Source organism: Streptomyces sp. NPDC033966 (genome assembly GCF_055575955.1).
This window is the reverse complement of the sequence record NZ_JBVIRQ010000001.1, coordinates 644,555-663,072: the sequence shown is the minus strand read 5'-3', so window position 1 is coordinate 663,072 and position 18,518 is coordinate 644,555. Positions and strand designations below refer to the sequence as shown.

General features: G+C 69.3%; 14 protein-coding genes. All 14 read left to right on the top strand.

Annotated features, from left to right (window positions below; translation table 11 throughout):
- The first annotated feature begins 227 nt into the window (after window positions 1-227).
- The 14 genes from ACZ518_RS03050 (at window position 228) to ACZ518_RS02985 (ending at window position 18,504) form a co-directional block, all read left to right on the top strand.
- Complete coding sequence (locus ACZ518_RS03050) at window positions 228-2,687, top strand: ABC transporter family substrate-binding protein (protein WP_469111264.1); 2,460 nt, start codon at window positions 228-230, stop codon at window positions 2,685-2,687.
- A 345-nt stretch (window positions 2,688-3,032) separates the two neighbouring features.
- Window positions 3,033-4,937 (top strand): translational GTPase TypA, encoded by a 1,905-nt coding sequence (gene typA, locus ACZ518_RS03045; protein WP_469111263.1) that lies wholly within the window; start codon window positions 3,033-3,035, stop codon window positions 4,935-4,937.
- Between the two features lie 427 nt (window positions 4,938-5,364).
- Complete coding sequence (locus tag ACZ518_RS03040) at window positions 5,365-6,987, top strand: peptide ABC transporter substrate-binding protein (RefSeq protein WP_469111262.1); 1,623 nt, start codon at window positions 5,365-5,367, stop codon at window positions 6,985-6,987.
- A gap of 95 nt (window positions 6,988-7,082) precedes the next feature.
- On the top strand, window positions 7,083-8,030 hold the full coding sequence (locus ACZ518_RS03035) for an ABC transporter permease (RefSeq protein ID WP_405978768.1): 948 nt from the start codon (window positions 7,083-7,085) through the stop codon (window positions 8,028-8,030).
- Window positions 8,023-8,979, top strand: a complete 957-nt coding sequence (locus ACZ518_RS03030; protein WP_469111261.1) for an ABC transporter permease — start codon at window positions 8,023-8,025, stop codon at window positions 8,977-8,979. Before ACZ518_RS03035 ends, ACZ518_RS03030 begins: the two co-directional genes overlap by 8 nt.
- A 14-nt stretch (window positions 8,980-8,993) precedes the next feature.
- On the top strand, window positions 8,994-10,049 hold the full coding sequence (locus ACZ518_RS03025) for an ABC transporter ATP-binding protein (protein ID WP_469111260.1): 1,056 nt from the start codon (window positions 8,994-8,996) through the stop codon (window positions 10,047-10,049).
- Complete coding sequence (locus tag ACZ518_RS03020) at window positions 10,042-11,088, top strand: ABC transporter ATP-binding protein (protein WP_469111259.1); 1,047 nt, start codon at window positions 10,042-10,044, stop codon at window positions 11,086-11,088. The genes ACZ518_RS03025 and ACZ518_RS03020 overlap by 8 nt, the downstream gene beginning before the upstream one ends.
- Before the next feature lie 147 nt (window positions 11,089-11,235).
- Complete coding sequence (locus tag ACZ518_RS03015) at window positions 11,236-12,180, top strand: GNAT family N-acetyltransferase (protein ID WP_469111258.1); 945 nt, start codon at window positions 11,236-11,238, stop codon at window positions 12,178-12,180.
- Window positions 12,181-12,286: 106 nt separating this feature from the next.
- On the top strand, window positions 12,287-13,918 hold the full coding sequence (locus tag ACZ518_RS03010; RefSeq protein ID WP_469111257.1) for a peptide ABC transporter substrate-binding protein: 1,632 nt from the start codon (window positions 12,287-12,289) through the stop codon (window positions 13,916-13,918).
- 31 nt (window positions 13,919-13,949) lie between these two features.
- Window positions 13,950-14,873 carry an ABC transporter permease gene (locus tag ACZ518_RS03005; RefSeq protein WP_469111256.1) on the top strand — a complete coding sequence of 308 codons (924 nt, stop codon included), beginning with the start codon at window positions 13,950-13,952 and terminating at the stop codon, window positions 14,871-14,873.
- On the top strand, window positions 14,866-15,897 hold the full coding sequence (locus tag ACZ518_RS03000; protein ID WP_469111255.1) for an ABC transporter permease: 1,032 nt from the start codon (window positions 14,866-14,868) through the stop codon (window positions 15,895-15,897). Before ACZ518_RS03005 ends, ACZ518_RS03000 begins: the two co-directional genes overlap by 8 nt.
- 17 nt (window positions 15,898-15,914) lie before the next feature.
- Window positions 15,915-16,889 (top strand): ABC transporter ATP-binding protein, encoded by a 975-nt coding sequence (locus tag ACZ518_RS02995; protein ID WP_469111254.1) that lies wholly within the window; start codon window positions 15,915-15,917, stop codon window positions 16,887-16,889.
- Window positions 16,882-17,943, top strand: a complete 1,062-nt coding sequence (locus tag ACZ518_RS02990; RefSeq protein WP_469111253.1) for an ABC transporter ATP-binding protein — start codon at window positions 16,882-16,884, stop codon at window positions 17,941-17,943. The genes ACZ518_RS02995 and ACZ518_RS02990 overlap by 8 nt, the downstream gene beginning before the upstream one ends.
- A 366-nt stretch (window positions 17,944-18,309) precedes the next feature.
- Window positions 18,310-18,504: a hypothetical protein gene (locus ACZ518_RS02985; protein ID WP_045952243.1), complete on the top strand. Its 195-nt coding sequence runs from the start codon at window positions 18,310-18,312 to the stop codon at window positions 18,502-18,504.
- Window positions 18,505-18,518: the final 14 nt, after the last annotated feature.

Sequence of the window (18,518 nt, the reverse complement as noted above, 5' to 3'; positions counted from 1 at the left end):
GGCGCGGAGCCCCGCGGTGGCAGGGGGCGGGGGGCGTGCCCGGGGGCGCAAGCCGGATTGGTCCGCACGGGTGGGGTTCGCGGCGTGGCGAGGGGCCGCTGCGGAGGACGCGGGCGGCGGTCGATTTCAGTGGGTTTCCACACCGGTGTGATCAGCTCCATATACCGCCGAACGTGATCAAGACGCTCTTTTCACGGCCCTCGCGCCCCGCCCCGGAGGTACCACCCATGACCCAGAGAAGGCGCAGGTCCTTGGCGCTCCTCACCTCGGGAGTCCTCGCACTGCCGCTCCTCGCGGGCTGCGGCGCCGGTGAGGACGAGGGCGGCCCGGCCGCCGCGGGACCGGACATCGCGACGACCGTCCGCGAGCAGGTCGCCGACGGCGGCGTGCTGCGCTGGGCCGTGGACTCCCTGCCGGAGACCCTGAACACCTTCCAGGCCGACGCGGACGCCACCACCAGCCGGATCGCCGGCGCGGTCCTGCCCCAGCTGTTCACCCTGGACGCCAAGGGCCGGCCGGTGGCCAATCCGGACTACCTGGAGAAGGCCGAGGTCGTCGAGCGCGAGCCCAAGCAGGTCGTCCTGTACAAGCTGAACCAGCAGGCGGTGTGGAGTGACGGGCGCGAGATCGGCGCCGCCGACTTCGTCGCCCAGTGGCGGGCCCTGAACGGCAAGGACTCGGCGTACTGGACCGCCCGCAACGCCGGCTACGACCGGATCGAGAAGATCGAGCGCGGCAAGACCGACCTGGAGGTCAAGGTCACCTTCGTCAGGCCGTACGCCGACTGGCGCTCCCTGTTCAGCCCGCTCTACCCCAAGCAGGTCATGGGCACCCCCGAGGCCTTCAACGAGGGCGCCCGCGGCGCCCTCAAGGTCACCGCCGGGCCCTTCGGCCTCGGGGCCGTCGACAAGAAGACCGGCACCGCGGCGCTGACCCGCAACCCGCGCTGGTGGGGCCGGCCCGCGAAGCTGGACACCCTCGTGCTGACGGCGGTGCCCAGGGCGGGCCGTCCGGCGGCGCTGGCCGAGGGGAAGGTCGACCTGGCCGAGATCGACCGCGCGGGCGCCGACCGCATCGCCCTCGCCCACCGGGACGCTGGCCGGGTGGACGGCACGCACGGCCCGGCCGCCTCCCTCACCCCCGCCCAGGCCACGCTCTCCTGGGCGCTGGCCCACGGCGCCGACGAGGCCAGGGCGAAGGAGGAGCAGGAGACCCGCCAGAAGAACGCCGACGCCGTCAAGAAGTACGCGGAGGAGCAGTCGGCGCTCCGCGGCTTCACCGTCCGGAAGTCGCTGGAGCCCGCCTACACGCAGCTGGCGATGAACGGGGCCTCCGGCCCGCTGTCGGACGAGCGGGTCCGCCGGGCCGTCGCCCGCGCCCTGGACCGCAAGACCCTCGCCGAGATCGTCCTGAAGCCGCTCGGCCTGCCCGCGAAGCCGGTCGGCAGCCACCTGGCGCTGGCCGGGCAGCAGGCGTACGCGGACAACAGCGACGCCCTGGGCGGGCAGGACACCCAGGCGGCGCAGGCCCTGCTCGCGGACGCGGGCTGGCGCAAGGGCGGCAAGCTGAACGAGCCGGCCGGGGCGAAGGCGGGGCCCGAGAGCGCGGAGGGCTCGCAGGACGACTCCAAGACCCCGGCGGGCGCCAAGCCCGGACCGGGCGACGGCACCGGCGACGACGGCCTCTACATCGTGGGCGACGACGGACGCAACGGCGACCTGCGCTCGGCCACCGCCGACCTGGGCCTCCGCCGGACCCGCCCGGGCCTGCCCGGTGCCCCCGCCGCCGGGCTGCGCGTCCTGCCCGAGGCGCCCGCGCCCGGCTTCGGGGCGGCCCCGGCCGACGGCCTCGCCTCCTTCGGCCGCACCGACGGGCCCTCGCCGGCCCTGGCCCCGGCCTCGCTCGCCGCCCAGCAGGAGCACGCACTGCTGGCCCAGGCGGAGGCCCTGGCGAAGGCCGGGGCCGCCCCGGCCGCGGCCGACGACGGCAAGGCGCCCGCCGAGGAGGACGCCGCCAAGGAGGGCGACGACGCCAAGGAGCCCGCGGCCGCCAGCCCGGCCCCCGTCCCCGTCCCCGCCCCCGTCCCCGCCAAGCAGGCCCGCACCTCCGGCGCGATGCTCGCCAAGGACGGCAAGCCCCTCAGCCTGCGCTTCGTCCTCCCGGCCGGACCCGGCTCGGAGGCCCTGCGCTCGGTCGGTGAGCGGATCTCCCAGATGCTCCAGAGGATCGGCATCAGCACGGAGATCAAGAAGGTGGCCGACGAGAGCTTCTTCAAGGACCACGTCGCCTCGGGCCAGTACGACCTGGCCCTGTACTCCTGGCCCGCGACGGCCTTCCCGGCCACCGACGCCCGCCCCATCTTCGCCAAGCCGGAGCCCGCCGCCGACGGCTCGCTCCTGGTCGAGCAGAACTACACCCGGGTCGGCACCGACCACATCGACCAGCTCTTCGACCAGGCGGCCGGCGAGCTGGACGAGGCGCAGGCCCGCGAGCTGATGCGCAAGGCGGACGCCCGGATCTGGGCCGCGGCCGGCTCCATCCCGCTCTACCAGCGCCCCGAGCTGGTCGCCGTGAAGCCGGGTATGGCCAACGCCGGGGCCTTCGGGCTCGCAACGCCCCGCTACCAGGACATCGGCTGGAAGAAGCCGCCGGCCGCCAAGGACACCGAGGACGGCAAGAAGAAGTAGCCGCGGACATCGGGTGAAAAAAGGGGGCCTGTCAGGTTGACCCCCGGGTAGCAAGCTCAGAAGTGACTCAAGTTCCTTGCCCGCCGGATCCCCGGCGGGCAAGGTCGTGCCCACACCCATTGACCAGCCCATTGACCCGCATGAACACAGGCCGCACCCCCGCCGGGACCCCCCACCCGAAACCCGGCGTTCCTCAGCCGTCCGGCCTCTTGACAGACCCCCCGGCAGGCGGTTCCCGCCACTCGACGTAGGATGGGGTAAGGCCGTGGCAGGTTTTCCGCCCGGTCGAGGCGCGCGTGCCGGACCGTACGCGACGCCATCCACGATCCCGGGAGAAGCGCCGAAGTGCCCACGCGCCACGACATCCGTAACGTCGCCATCGTCGCCCACGTCGACCATGGCAAGACGACCATCGTCGATGCCATGCTCAAGCAGGCCGGTGCCTTCGCCGCCCACCAGCAGCTCGACGACCGCATGATGGACTCGAACGACCTGGAGCGTGAGAAGGGCATCACGATCCTCGCCAAGAACACGGCGGTGAAGTACCACCCCAAGGACGGCGGGGCCCCGATCACGATCAACATCATCGACACCCCCGGCCACGCCGACTTCGGTGGCGAGGTCGAGCGCGGTCTGTCGATGGTGGACGCCGTCGTCCTCCTGGTGGACGCCTCTGAGGGTCCGCTGCCCCAGACCCGCTTCGTGCTGCGCAAGGCCCTCCAGCAGCGCAAGCCCGTCATCCTCTGCATCAACAAGACGGACCGCCCCGACTCCCGGATCGACGAGGTCGTCAACGAGACGTACGACCTCTTCCTCGACCTGGACGCCGACGAGGACCAGATCGAGTTCCCGATCGTCTACGCCTGCGGCCGTGACGGCATCGCCTCGCTGACCAAGCCGGAGGACGGCACCGTCCCCGCCGACAGCGACAGCCTGGAGCCGTTCTTCTCGGCCATCCTGGAGCACGTCCCGGCCCCGGTGTACGACGAGGAGGCCCCCCTCCAGGCCCACGTCACCAACCTGGACGCCGACAACTTCCTCGGCCGCATCGCACTGCTCCGCGTCGAGCAGGGCGAGCTGCGCAAGGGCCAGACCGTCGCGTGGATCAAGCGTGACGGCACGATCTCCAACGTCCGCATCACCGAGCTGATGATGACCGAGGCGCTCACCCGCAAGCCCGCCGAGGTCGCCGGTCCCGGTGACATCTGCGCCGTCGCCGGTATCCCCGACATCATGATCGGCGAGACCCTGGCCGACCCGGAGAACCCGATCGCCCTGCCGCTGATCTCGGTGGACGAGCCGGCCATCTCCATGACCATCGGCACCAACACCTCCCCGATGGTCGGCCGCGGCGGCACCGGCAAGGGCGCGGACGCCAAGTCCGCGGTCAAGGACCGCAAGGTCACCGCCCGCCAGGTCAAGGACCGTCTGGACCGCGAGCTGATCGGTAACGTCTCGCTGCGCGTCCTGGACACCGAACGCCCCGACGCCTGGGAGGTGCAGGGCCGCGGTGAGCTGGCGCTGGCCATCCTGGTCGAGCAGATGCGCCGCGAGGGCTTCGAGCTGACCATCGGCAAGCCGCAGGTCGTCACCCAGGAGATCGACGGCAAGGTCCACGAGCCGGTCGAGCGCATGACCATCGACGTGCCCGAGGAGCACATGGGCGCGGTCACGCAGCTCATGGGCGTCCGCAAGGGCCGCATGGACAACATGTCGAACCACGGCTCCGGCTGGGTCCGCATGGAGTTCGTCGTCCCGTCGCGCGGCCTCATCGGCTTCCGTACGGAGTTCCTGACGAACACCCGCGGTACGGGTATCGCCCACTCGATCCACGAGGGCCACGAGCCGTGGTTCGGCCAGCTGGTCACCCGCAACAACGGCTCCCTGGTCGCCGACCGCGCCGGCGCGGTCACCCCGTTCGCGATGATCAACCTGCAGGAGCGCGGCGTCCTGTTCACCGACCCCGGCACCGAGGTGTACGAGGGCATGATCGTCGGCGAGAACTCGCGCTCCGACGACATGGACGTGAACATCACCAAGGAGAAGAAGCTCACCAACATGCGTGCGGCTTCCGCGGACAACACGGAGAACGTGATTCCGCCCCGCAAGCTCTCCCTGGAGCAGTCCCTGGAGTTCTGCCGCGACGACGAGTGCGTCGAGGTGACCCCGGAGGCCGTCCGCATCCGCAAGGTCGTCCTGGACCAGAAGGAGCGCTCGCGCACCGCGTCGCGCGCCAAGTCGGCCAAGTAGTACGCGAGTCGGACTCTGGCCGAAAGCAGTACGGCTGACAACGGCCCCTCCCCGCACCGCTCCGGTGCGGGGAGGGGCCGTTCGCGTTTGTCAAACGGATTGTTGAGTTCTGGTGTCCGCATAGCGAGCGTGACGCTCCGGATGATGAGCTAACCGTCCGTTTCGCACGTGTCTGTCTCCTATCCGTTTGTCCGGATTTCGGGTTTTCGCCATGCGGTGATGTTGTGAAAACGAGACCACTTAAGTGTGGTTTACGGCCTGGGAGTCCCTGAGGATTGGCTCCATTGAGCTCGGGTCAATGGGTCACACGCTGTGGGGAGCGTCGACTCACGAGCACACACGATGGGACCGGATTTCGCTGTCAGGGGTGTCAGCGGGAACCGGGTCCTTCACGAATCGACAGTGACTCCTGAGGAGGCAAATACCCATGCGCGGAGCAACGAGCGCCAAGTGGGTCGCGGGTGCCGTGATCGTGGCCATGGCCGCGACGGCCTGCAGCACCGGTAGCAACGACGCCGGTGGCAAGGGCGGCAACATCACGGTTGTGCTCGGCGAGCCGCAGCACCGCCTGATCGGTCAGGACACCGCCGAGTCCGAGGGCTCCGAGATCATGAACGCGGTCTTCAGCGGTCTGGTCAAGTACGACACCAAGACCAACGAGCCGAAGCTCGACGTCGCCGAGTCCATCGAGAGCACGGACTCGAAGACCTGGACCATCAAGGTCAAGGACGGCTTCACCTTCCACAACGGTGAGAAGGTCGACGCGCAGTCGTTCGTCCGCGCCTGGAACTGGGGCGCCAACCAGGAGAACGTGGCCGAGGCCATGCCGTTCTTCGCCAAGATCGAGGGCTCCGACGAGCTCGCGCCGGGCAAGGACAAGAAGCCCACCGCCAAGGAGCTCAAGGGCCTCAAGGTCGTTGACGAGAAGACCTTCACCGTCACGCTGAAGGAGCCCTTCTCCCAGTTCAAGACCATGCTGGGCTACAACGCCTTCTTCCCGCTGCCGAAGGCCTTCGAGACCATGGACTCGAAGAAGTTCGGCGAGAACCCGATCGGCAACGGCCCCTTCCAGATGGACGGCGCCTGGGAGCACAACAAGCAGATCAAGGTCAAGCGCTTCGACAAGTACCCGGCCGAGGGCCGTGCGAAGCTCGCGGGCGTCACCTTCAAGATCTACGACAACATGGACACGGCGTACAACGACCTGCGCGCCGACAACATCCAGATCGTCGACAAGCTCCCGATCTCGGCGATGGCCACCGTCTCCCAGGAGTTCGGCGACCGCTACATCTACAAGCCCGAGTCGGCCGTCGGCTACATCGGCCTCCCGCTGGAGACGAACCCCGAGGCGTTCGGCAAGCTGGAGATCCGACAGGCCATCTCCATGGCCATCGACCGGGACACGCTGACGAAGACCATCTTCAACGGCACCCGCAAGCCGGCCGACGACTTCATCAGCCCCATCATCCCGGGCTACCGCAAGGGCGCGCTGGGCGAGGTCGGCCAGTACAACCCGACCAAGGCCAAGGAGCTCTTCGAGAAGGCCGGCGGGGTCCCCGGCAACAAGATCGAGCTCGGCTACAACGCCGACGGCGGCCACAAGGAGTGGATCGAGGCCGTCGCCAACCAGCTGAAGGCGAACCTCGGCATCGAGGTCACCGCCAAGCCCTACGCCAAGTTCGGTGACATGCTGGACGACCTCGGTGCGGCGAAGTACAAGGGCGCCTTCCGCATGGCGTGGTCGATGGACTACCCGGCGGCGGAGAACTACCTGCGTCCGGTCTTCTCGAAGGTCGCGATCGAGCAGGGCTCCAACTACGGGCACTACCGCAACGACGAGTTCGAGAAGATCATGGCGGAGGCCGACAAGGCCACCGACGCCGCCGAGGGTCTGAAGCTGTACCAGAAGGCCGATGACGTCATCATCCGCGACCTTCCGTACATCCCGGTGTTCACGTACATGTCCTCCGCGGCCTACTCCAAGTCCGTGAAGAACGTCGAGGTCGACGCCCAGGGCCAGATGGACCTGGCGAACGTCGAGCGCAACTAACACCCCTCGTCACTTAGGGGAGTTCCGGGGGGCGGGCAGACGGAATCAGGTTTCCGTCTGCCCGCCCTTTCCCCCTGTTCTTTGCTGGAGGTCTGATGGGCCGCTACCTCATCCGCCGACTCATACAGGCGATCCCTGTGCTGATCGGCGCCACGTTCCTGATCTACCTGCTCACCTTCGCGATGCCCGGCGCTGACCCGATTCAGCTCCTCGCCGGCGAGAAGAAGGCAGACCCGCTCGTCGCCGCCATGCTGCGCGAGAAGTACCACCTGGACGACCCGTTCCTGCTGCAGTACTGGAACTACATCACCGGTGTGTTCCAGGGTGACCTCGGCGAGACCCTCACCGGGCGCAAGGTCACCGACCTGATCGGCGAGGCGTTCCCGTACACGGTGAACCTCGCCATCTTCGCCTTCGTGATCGAGGCGATCGTGGGCGTCGCGGCCGGCATCATGGCCGCCCTGCGCCGCGGCAAGTTCCTCGACCAGCTGGTCCTCATCTCCACCCTGATGGTCATCTCGATCCCCGTCTTCGTGACCGGCTTCGTCCTCCAGCTGACCCTCGGCGTCCAGCTGAAGAACAGCTGGGGCATCGAGCTCTTCTCCGTCTCCTTCAACGAGAACGACGGACTCCAGGCCTACCTCCTCCCGGCCTGGGTGCTCGCCTCGACCTCGCTCGCGTACGTGGCCCGACTCACCCGTACCAGCCTCATGGAGACCATGCGCGCGGACTACGTCCGCACCGCGACCGCCAAGGGCCTGCCCCGCCGCCGCGTCGTCGTGAACCACGCGCTGCGCAACGCGCTGATCCCGATCGTCACCTTCCTCGGCGCCGACCTCGGTGCCCTCATGGGCGGTGCGGTCATCACCGAGCGCATCTTCAACATCCACGGCCTCGGCGGCCTGCTCGCCCAGTCCGTCTACCTCAAGCAGGGTGCCGTCGTCGTGGGTGGTGTGACCCTCCTGGTCCTCATCTACCTCGTCGCCAACCTCCTTGTGGACCTGCTGTACGCCGTGCTCGACCCGAGGATCCGCTATGCGTGACACGAATACGGTGGAGGACTCGATGACCGACACCCAGACGGCCGCGGCCACCTCCGGGGGCAAGCAGGCCGGCAAGGTCCAGGACAAGAAGAAGGACCGCGAGGCCAGCCTCTGGTCCGACGCGATCGACGACCTGCGCCGCAACCCGATCTTCATCATCGGTGCCGTGCTCGTGGTGTTCCTGCTGATCGTCGCCGCCGTGCCGCAGCTGTTCACCGACGGCAGCCCGTTCGACGCCGGCGCCTGCAAGCTGGAGGACTCGCTCAAGACCCCGAGCGCGGCCCACTGGTTCGGCTACGACATCCAGGGCTGCGACGTCTACACGCGTACCGTGTGGGCCGCCCGCAACTCCGTGATCGTCGGCGTCGTCACCACCACGCTCGTCCTGTTCGTCGGCGGCGCCCTCGGCCTGATCGCCGGCTGGGTCGGCGGCTTCGTGGACAGCATCCTGTCCCGCTTCACCGAGATCTTCTTCGCCATCCCGCTGCTGCTCGGCGGCATGCTGATCATGTCCGCCATGCCCGGCAACGCCTGGACCGTCTCGCTGGTCCTCGCGGTCCTCGGCTGGCCGCAGATCTTCCGCATCATGCGGTCCTCGGTGCTGCAGAACAAGAACAACGACTACGTCGTGGCCGCCCGCGCCCTGGGCGCCGGGACGATGCGCATCACGATCCGCCACATCCTGCCGAACGCCGTCGCCCCGGTCATCGTGGTCGGCGCGATCAGCCTCGGTGTGTACATCTCCGCCGAGGCGGCCCTGTCGTACCTCGGCATCGGTGTCCAGCCCCCGGAGATCTCCTGGGGCCTGATGGTCAGCGACGCCTCGGCCCGCTGGCTCCAGGCACCGCACGTGCTGCTGTTCCCGTCCATCGCGCTGAGCGTCACCGTGCTCGCGTTCATCATGGTCGGCGACGCGGTACGCGACGCCCTCGACCCGAAGCTGCGCTGAGGAAGGGCGTAACGTTGACCACCATCGACAAGACCTCGAACGTCCCCGCGCCCCGATCGGCGCCGGAGGGCACCCCCCTGCTCGAAGTGCGCGACCTGCACGTCGAGTTCCACACCCGCGACGGTGTCGCCAAGGCCGTGAACGGCGTCTCGTACTCCGTGAACTCCGGCGAGACCCTCGCGGTGCTCGGCGAGTCCGGCTCGGGCAAGTCCGTGACGGCGCAGGCCATCATGGGCATCCTCGACATGCCGCCCGGCAAGATCCCGTCCGGCGAGATCCTCTTCCAGGGCCAGGACCTGCTGAAGCTCCCGGCCGAGGAGTACCGCAAGATCCGCGGTTCGAAGATCGCCATGATCTTCCAGGACGCCCTGTCCTCGCTGAACCCGGTGCACACCGTCGGCGCCCAGCTCGGCGAGATGTTCCGCGTCCACCGCGGCATGTCCAAGAAGGACTCGCTGGCCAAGGCCGTCGAGCTCATGGACCGGGTGAAGATCCCCGCCGCCAAGGCGCGCGTGGGTGACTACCCGCACCAGTTCTCCGGCGGTATGCGCCAGCGCATCATGATCGCCATGGCGATGGCCCTGGAGCCCGACCTGATCATCGCCGACGAGCCGACCACGGCCCTCGACGTGACGGTCCAGGCCCAGGTCATGGACCTGCTCGCGGAGCTCCAGCGCGAGATGAACATGGGCCTGATCCTGATCACCCACGACCTCGGCGTCGTCGCCGACGTCGCGGACAAGATCGCCGTCATGTACGGCGGCCGGATCGTCGAGACCGCCCCGGTCCACGAGATCTACAGCCGCCCGGCGCACCCGTACACCCGCGGCCTGCTCGACTCGATCCCGCGCCTGGACCAGAAGGGCCAGGAGCTCTACGCGATCAAGGGCCTGCCGCCCAACCTGCTCAACATCCCCCCGGGCTGCGCCTTCAACCCGCGCTGCCCGAAGGCGCAGGACGTCTGCCGCACCGACGTCCCGGTCCTGCACCAGGTGACCGAGCAGGACGGCACCGCGCTCGCCGGCCGCGGCAGCGCGTGCCACTTCTGGAAGGAGCAGATCCATGGCTGACCTCACCAAGCCCAAGGGTGAGCCGATCCTTCAGGTGCGCAACCTGGTCAAGCACTTCCCGCTGACCCAGGGCATCCTGTTCAAGAAGCAGATCGGCGCGGTCAAGGCCGTGGACGGGATCTCCTTCGACCTCTACCAGGGCGAGACCCTCGGCATCGTCGGCGAGTCCGGCTGTGGCAAGTCCACCGTCGCCAAGCTCCTCATGAGCCTGGAGAAGGCCACCGCCGGCGAGGTCTTCTACAAGGGCCAGGACATCACCAAGCTGTCCGGTGCGGCCCTCAAGGCCGTCCGCCGCAACATCCAGATGGTGTTCCAGGACCCGTACACCTCGCTGAACCCGCGCATGACGGTCGGCGACATCATCGGCGAGCCGTACGAGATCCACCCCGAGGTGGCCCCGAAGGGCGACCGGCGCCGCAAGGTCCAGGAGCTCCTGGACGTCGTGGGCCTGAACCCGGAGTACATCAACCGGTACCCGCACCAGTTCTCCGGCGGCCAGCGCCAGCGCATCGGCATCGCCCGCGGCCTCGCGCTGAACCCGGAGATCATCATCTGCGACGAGCCGGTCTCCGCGCTCGACGTGTCGGTGCAGGCGCAGGTCATCAACCTGATGGAGAAGCTCCAGGACGAGTTCAACCTGTCCTACGTCTTCATCGCGCACGACCTCTCCATCGTCCGGCACATCTCGGACCGCGTGGGCGTCATGTACCTGGGCAAGATGGCCGAGATCGGCTCCGACGTCCAGATCTACGACCACCCCACCCACCCGTACACCCAGGCACTGCTCTCCGCGGTGCCGGTGCCGGACCCGGAGGCCCGCGAGGGCCGCGACCGGATCATCCTCACCGGTGACGTCCCCTCCCCGGCCAACCCGCCGTCGGGCTGCCGCTTCCGCACCCGCTGCTGGAAGGCCGAGGAGAAGTGCGCCACGGAGGAGCCGCTGCTGGCGATCCCGACGCGCTTCCAGGGCACCGACAGCCTGGCCGCGCACGAGTCGGCCTGCCACTTCGCGGAGGAGAAGGCCGTCCTGGCCGGCTGACCTCCCCGTACGGCGTACGCGTCCCAGGGCGCCCGGGGACGGAGCACCAGCTCCGTCCCCGGGCGCCCTCGGCGTTCCCCGCCCGGCCCGGCCGCGCAGGTCCAAAGTCCGTTGCGGCCGCGCCCCGGCGCCGCCGACAGTGGACGGATGACCACCGAGACGCTGACCGTCCGCCCCGCCGGGCCCGGGGACGCGCGGGACATCTGCGCACTGCTCAACGCCGTCGACGTCATCGAGATCGGCAGACCCGAGACCGGCCTGGGCACCGTCGAGGCCGACCTCAACCACCCCGACGTGGACCTCGCCGCCGACTCCTGGCTCGCCTTCCAGGACGGCCGGCTCGTCGCCTACGCACTCGTGTGGGCCGACTCCGGACCCGGCGCCGTCGACGGCGACCACTACGTCCTGCCCGGCCACGGCCGGGCCGCCCTGGCGCTGCTGCGGCGGATGGAGGACCGGGCCCGCGAGATGGCCGCCGGCACCGGCGCCGGCGCGCGGCTGCGGATCCAGCTCAACGTCCGGCCCACCCTCGACCTCACCCTCCTCACCGGCCGCGGCTACCGCAGCGTCCGCCGCTACCAGGTGATGACCCGCCGGCTCTCGCCCGCCGCCGACCTGCCGCCCGCCCCGCCCGAGGACTTGGCCCTGCGCGACTGCGCCGCCGACGAGGCCGACCGCCGCCGCGCCCACGCCCTGGTGGAGGAGACCTTCGCCGCGCACTTCGGGCACGCGCACCGCCCGTACGAGGCCTGGCTCGACCACATCGACGGCCGCGCCCTCGACTGGTCGCTCGTCTGGATCGCGAGCCTGCCCGGCAAGGGCGACGCGGCCGTCCTCGTCACCCGCGACGACCGCACCAGCATGGGCTGGATCAGCCACCTCGGCGTACGCGAGGACCTGCGCGGCCGGGGCATCGGCGCCCACCTGCTGCGGCACGCCTTCGCCGCCTACGCCGCCCGCGGCCGCGACACCCTGGGCCTCGGCGTGGACACCCTCAACGAGAGCGGCGCCCTCGCCCTGTACGAGGCGCACGGCATGGCCCTGCACTACGCCGTCGACACCTGGGAGCTCATGTTGCACCCCCAGGGGTGACAGGCGGGGGACGCGAGGGTGCAATCGGGCCAACCGGGAGTGCGCGAGCCTGCACATGGGGTGACATTGCCCCTAAGTGAGTCTCGGTACCCCTAGGAGGCAGTCCATGCGCGGAGCCACCCACGCCAAGTGGGCCGCATGTGCGGTGGCCGTCGCCCTCGCGGCGACGGCCTGCGGCGGCGGGAGCGACACCGGCGGGGGCGGCGGCGCGGCCGGGATCGTCAGCTCCTCCTGGGGTGACCCGCAGAACCCGCTGGAGCCCGCCAACACCAACGAGGTGCAGGGCGGCAAGGTCCTCGACATGCTCTTCCGGGGCCTCAAGCGCTACGACGCGAAGACCGGCGAGGCCAGGAACATGGTCGCCGAGAAGATCGAGACCACCGACGGCCAGAACTTCACGATCACCCTGAAGGACGGCTGGAAGTTCAGCAACAACGAGCCGGTCACCGCGCAGTCCTTCGTCGACGCCTGGAACTACGCGGCGGACGTGCGCAACAAGCAGAACAACGCGCCCTTCTTCGCCGACATCGTGGGCTACGCCGACCTGCACCCCGCCTCCGGGGAGCCCAAGGCCAAGACCATGTCCGGCCTGGTCGTCAAGGACGCGAAGACCTTCACCGTCGCCCTGAAGTCCAAGTTCTCCACCTGGCCCGAGACCCTCGGCTACCAGGCCTTCTCCCCGCTGCCCAAGGCCTTCTTCACCGACCACTCCGCCTGGCTCGACAAGCCCGTCGGCAACGGCCCGTACACGGTGGACTCGTACACCAAGGGCACCGGCATGAAGCTGCGCGCGTGGGAGGGTTACCCCGGCGAGGACAAGGCGCAGAACGGCGGCGTCGACCTCAAGGTCTACACCGACAACAACACCGCCTACACGGACCTGATCTCCGGCAACCTCGACCTCGTCGACGACGTCCCCGCCCAGCAGCTGAAGAACGTCAAGAACGACCTCGGCGACCGCTACATCAACCAGCCGGCCCTCATCATCCAGACCCTCACCTTCCCCCTGTACGACCCCCAGTGGGGCAAGGAGGGCATGGAGAAGGTCCGCCGCGGCATCTCGATGGCCATCAACCGCGACGAGATCACCCAGCAGATCTTCCGCGAGACCCGCACCCCCGCCAAGGACTGGACCTCCCCGGCCCTCGGCGACAAGGGCGGCTTCAAGTCCACCCTCTGCGGCGACGCCTGCAAGTACGACCCCGCCGAGGCCAAGAAGCTCATCCAGGAGGCCGGCGGCCTGCCCGGCGGCAAGATGACCCTCACCTCGAACGTGGACACCGGCTCGCACCGCGACTGGATGGACGCCGTCTGCAACAGCGTCAACAACGCCCTCGGCGAGGGCCCGGTCTGCACGGTCAACCCGGTCGGCACCTTCGCGGACTTCCGCAACCAGCAGAGCGCCTACAAGCTCACCGGCCCCTTCCGCTCCGGCTGGCAGGCCGACTACCCGCTGATCCAGAACTTCCTCCAGCCGCTGTACTACACCGGCGCCTCCTCCAACTACGGCAAGTTCAGCAGCCCGGACTTCGACAGGCTCGTCGACCAGGCCAACCAGGAGACCGACGCCGCCAAGGCCACCGCCGCCTTCCAGGACGCGGAGAAGATCCTCGCCGAGCAGATGCCGTCCATCCCCCTCTGGTACCAGAACGGCAGCGCCGGCCACTCCGAGCGGATCTCCGACGTCGCCCTGAACCAGTTCAGCGTCCCGGTCTACAACGAGATCAAGGTCAGCTGACCACCACGACGGATCGATCCTGGAGCAGTCCATGGGACGTTACGTGATCCGGCGGCTGCTCCAGATGATCCCCGTGTTCATCGGCAGCACCTTCCTGATCTTCATCATGGTCTACGCGCTCGGCGACCCGGTCGCGGCCCTCTTCGGCGACAAGGCACCCGACCCCGCCACGGCCGCCCGGATCCGCAAGGACCTCTACCTCGACCGCCCGCTGTGGGAGCAGTACGTCCACTACATGGGGCAGATCTTCAAGGGCGACTTCGGCACGGCCTTCAACGGCCAGAAGGTCACCGAGCTGATGGCCACCGCCTTCCCCGTCACCCTGCGCCTGACCCTGGTCGCCATCGCCATCGAGATCCTCGTCGGCATCACCCTCGGCGTGGTCAGCGGACTGCGCCGGGGCAAGGCGATCGACACCACCCTGCTCGTCCTCACCCTCGTCGTCATCTCGGTGCCCACCTTCGTCACCGGCTACCTGATCCAGTTCGTCCTCGGCGTCAAATGGGGCTGGGTACGCCCCACCGTCTCCCCGGACGCGCCCTTCGACGAGCTGATCCTGCCCGGCGTCGTCCTCGCCCTGGTCTCCCTCGCGTACGTCACCCGGCTCTCGCGGACCTCCATCGCCGAGAACGTCAAGGCCGACTACGTCCGCACCGCCGTCGCCAAGGGCCTGCCGCGCCGCCGGGTCATCACCCGCCACCTGCTGCGCAACTCCCTGATCCCGGTGGTCACCTTCATCGGCACCGACATCGGCGCCCTGATGGGCGGCGCCATCATCACCGAGCGGATCTTCAACATCCACGGCGTCGGCTACCAGCTCTACCAGGGCATCCTGCGCAACAACTCGCCCACGGTGGTCGGCTTCGTCACCATCCTCGTCATCGTGTTCCTGGTGGCGAACCTGCTCGTCGACCTGCTCTACGCGGTCCTGGACCCGAGGATCCGTTATGCCTGAGCCCGAGCGCCCCGAAGGCCCCGGCGGCTACGACCCGGTGGGCCCCCGCCCCGGCGAGGCGATGTCACCCACCGGCCAGGGCGGGGCCATGGACCTGGCCCTCCAGGAGGCCGAGAGCGTGGAAGGCGTCGCCGTCGCCAAGGAGTCCGGACCCGCCGGAGCGGCCGGCCCCCGGGAGAAGGCCCGCTCCCTGTGGTCCGACGCCTGGCACCAGCTGCGCCGCAACCCCGTCTTCATCGTCTCGGGGCTGATCATCCTCTTCCTCGTCCTCATCTCCATCTGGCCCCAGCTCATCGCGAGCGGCGACCCCCTCCAGTGCGACCTGTCCAAATCGCAGCGGGGTTCCTCCCCCGGACACCCCTTCGGGTACGACACCCAGGGCTGCGACGTCTACACGCGGACCGTCCACGGCGCCCGCGCCTCCATCACCGTCGGCGTCTGCGCGACCGCCGGCGCCGCCCTGCTGGGCTCCGTACTCGGCGGGCTCGCCGGGTTCTTCGGCGGCTGGGGCGACTCCCTGCTCTCCCGCGTCGCCGACATCTTCTTCGGGATCCCCGTCGTCCTCGGCGGCCTGGTCTTCCTGTCCGTGGTCACCAGCACCACCGTGTGGCCCGTCGTCGGCTTCATCGTGCTGCTCGGCTGGCCGCAGCTCGCCCGCATCGCCCGCGGCTCGGTGATCACCGCCAAACAGAACGACTACGTCCAGGCCGCCAGGGCCCTCGGCGCCGGCAACGGCCGCATGCTGCTGCGCCACGTGGCCCCCAACGCCGTCGCCCCCGTCATCGTCGTCGCCACCATCGCGCTGGGCACCTACATCTCCCTCGAAGCCACCCTGTCCTTCCTCGGCGTGGGCCTGCGCCCGCCCACGGTCTCCTGGGGCATCGACATCTCCAACGCCGCCACCCAGATCCGCAACGCCCCGCACATGCTGCTCTGGCCGGCGGGCGCCCTGAGCCTGACCGTGCTCGCCTTCATCATGCTCGGCGACGCCGTGCGCGACGCCCTCGACCCCAAGCTGCGCTGAGGAGTGTGAGCCGCCAGATGCTGCTCGAAGTCCGGGACCTGCACGTCGAGTTCACCACCCGCGACGGGGTCGCCAAGGCCGTCAACGGGGTGAACTACTCGGTGGACGAGGGCGAGACCCTCGCCGTGCTCGGCGAGTCCGGCTCCGGCAAGTCGGTGACGGCCCAGGCGGTGATGGGGATCCTCGACGTCCCGCCCGGCCGGATCGCGGGCGGCCAGATCCTCTTCAAGGGCAAGGACCTGCTGAAGATGAAGGAGGAGGAGCGCAGGAGGATCCGCGGCGCCGAGATGGCGATGATCTTCCAGGACGCCCTGTCCTCCCTCAACCCCGTGCTCAGCGTCGGCGCCCAGCTCGGCGAGATGTTCGAGGTCCACCGGGGCACGTCCCGCAAGGAGGCCCGCGCCAAGGCCGTGGAGCTGATGGACCGGGTGAAGATCCCCGCCGCGAAGCAGCGGGTCGGGGACTACCCGCACCAGTTCTCCGGCGGCATGCGCCAGCGCATCATGATCGCGATGGCGCTGGCCCTGGAACCCTCCCTGATCATCGCCGACGAGCCCACCACCGCCCTCGACGTCACCGTCCAGGCCCAGGTCATGGACCTGCTCGCCGAGCTCCAGCGCGAGCTCAACATGGGCCTGATCCTCATCACCCACGACCTCGGAGTCGTCGCCGACGTCGCCGACAAGATCGCCGTCATGTACGCGGGCCGGATCGTCGAGGCCGCCCCCGTACGCGAGATCTACGCATCGCCCGCCCACCCGTACACCCGGGGCCTGCTCGACTCGATCCCGCGCCTGGACCAGAAGGGCCAGGAGCTCTACGCCATCAAGGGCCTGCCGCCGAACCTGCTCGCCATCCCGCCCGGCTGCGCCTTCAACCCGCGCTGCCCGATGGCGCAGGCCGTCTGCCGCACCGAGGTCCCGCCGCTGGCCGACGTCGCCCCGGACCGGGCCAGCGCCTGCTTCTTCTGGAAGGAGTGCCTCGGTGCCTGAGCCCATCCTGGAGGTCCGCGACCTCGTCAAGCACTACCCGCTGACCCGGGGCATCCTCTTCAAGAAGCAGGTCGGCGCGGTCAAGGCCGTCGACGGCGTCTCCTTCTCCCTCGCCCCGGGGGAGACCCTCGGCATCGTCGGCGAGTCCGGCTGCGGGAAGTCCACCGTCGCCCGGATGCTGGTCAACCTCGAACGCCCCACCGCCGGCGCGATCTCGTACAAGGGCGAGGACATCACCAAGCTCTCGGGCCGCGCCCTGAAGGCGGTGCGCCGCAACATCCAGATGGTGTTCCAGGACCCGTACACCTCGCTGAACCCGCGCATGACGGTCGGCGACATCATCGGCGAGCCGTACGAGATCCACCCCGAGGTGGCCCCGAAGGGCGACCGGCGCCGCAAGGTCCAGGAGCTCCTGGACGTGGTCGGCCTGAACCCGGAGTACATCAACCGGTACCCGCACCAGTTCTCCGGCGGCCAGCGCCAGCGCATCGGCATCGCCCGCGGCCTGGCCCTCCGGCCGGAGATCATCGTCGCGGACGAGCCCGTCTCCGCGCTCGACGTCTCCGTCCAGGCCCAGGTGGTCAACCTCCTGGAGCGGCTCCAGGACGAGTTCGGCCTGTCGTACGTGTTCATCGCGCACGACCTGTCCATCGTCCGGCACATCTCCGACCGGGTCGGGGTCATGTACCTCGGCCGCGTCGTCGAGATCGGCACCGACACCCAGATCTACGACCACCCCACCCACCCCTACACCCAGGCCCTGCTCTCCGCCGTGCCCGTACCCGACCCCGGGGCCCGGGCCCACCGGGAGCGGATCATCCTCACCGGCGACGTGCCCTCCCCGGCCAACCCGCCGTCGGGCTGCCCCTTCCGGACCCGCTGCTGGAAGGCCGAATCCCGCTGTGCGACCGAGGTCCCCCTGCTGGCCGTCCCGCAGGCCCTCCCCCCGGGCCCGGCCGCCCACCCGTCGGCCTGTCACTTCGCGGAGGAGAAACGGGTGGTCCCGCCCCCGGGCGAACTCCCGCCCCCGCCGACCCCCCTGACGAAGGAGTAGCGAGCACTTTCGGACGGCCGGGTGAGCGATCATTTCCAGCCACCCCGCACGTGGCCGCCCGGTCGGACCGGCTTTGACCCAACACGCTTAACACAGGGGCAACTTGACCGTTTCTGCCCCGAGATCTGGGGCATGCAGTCTGGGCCGTGTGCGGCCGTGCGGGTGCCGACAGCCGGCCGGGAGGGCGCTCAGCCCTCCCGGCCGGCCTTCGTGTGCCCCGGCCGTGCGCGGCATGCGCCCCTCGTGCTGCCGGAATTCGATCGATGCGCTGGTACGGATAGTTATGATCCGTAGCGCACGGTGGGTATGAATTCGCCGAGCACGAGTACGCATACCGATGTCCGCTCGACGTGGAGGTGAAACGCCGTGGCACTCTCGATCTCGGCCGTGGTGCTGCTGGCGATCGTCGTCTTCCTTCTGGTCCGGAGGTCGGGTCTGAAGGCGGGGCACGCGTTCGTCTGCGTACTGCTCGGGTTCTACCTGGCGAGTTCCACGGTCGCGCCCACCCTCAGTCAGCTCACGTCCAACGTGGCGAGCATGATCAGTGGCCTCAAGCTGTAGAGGGTGCTCGTAGG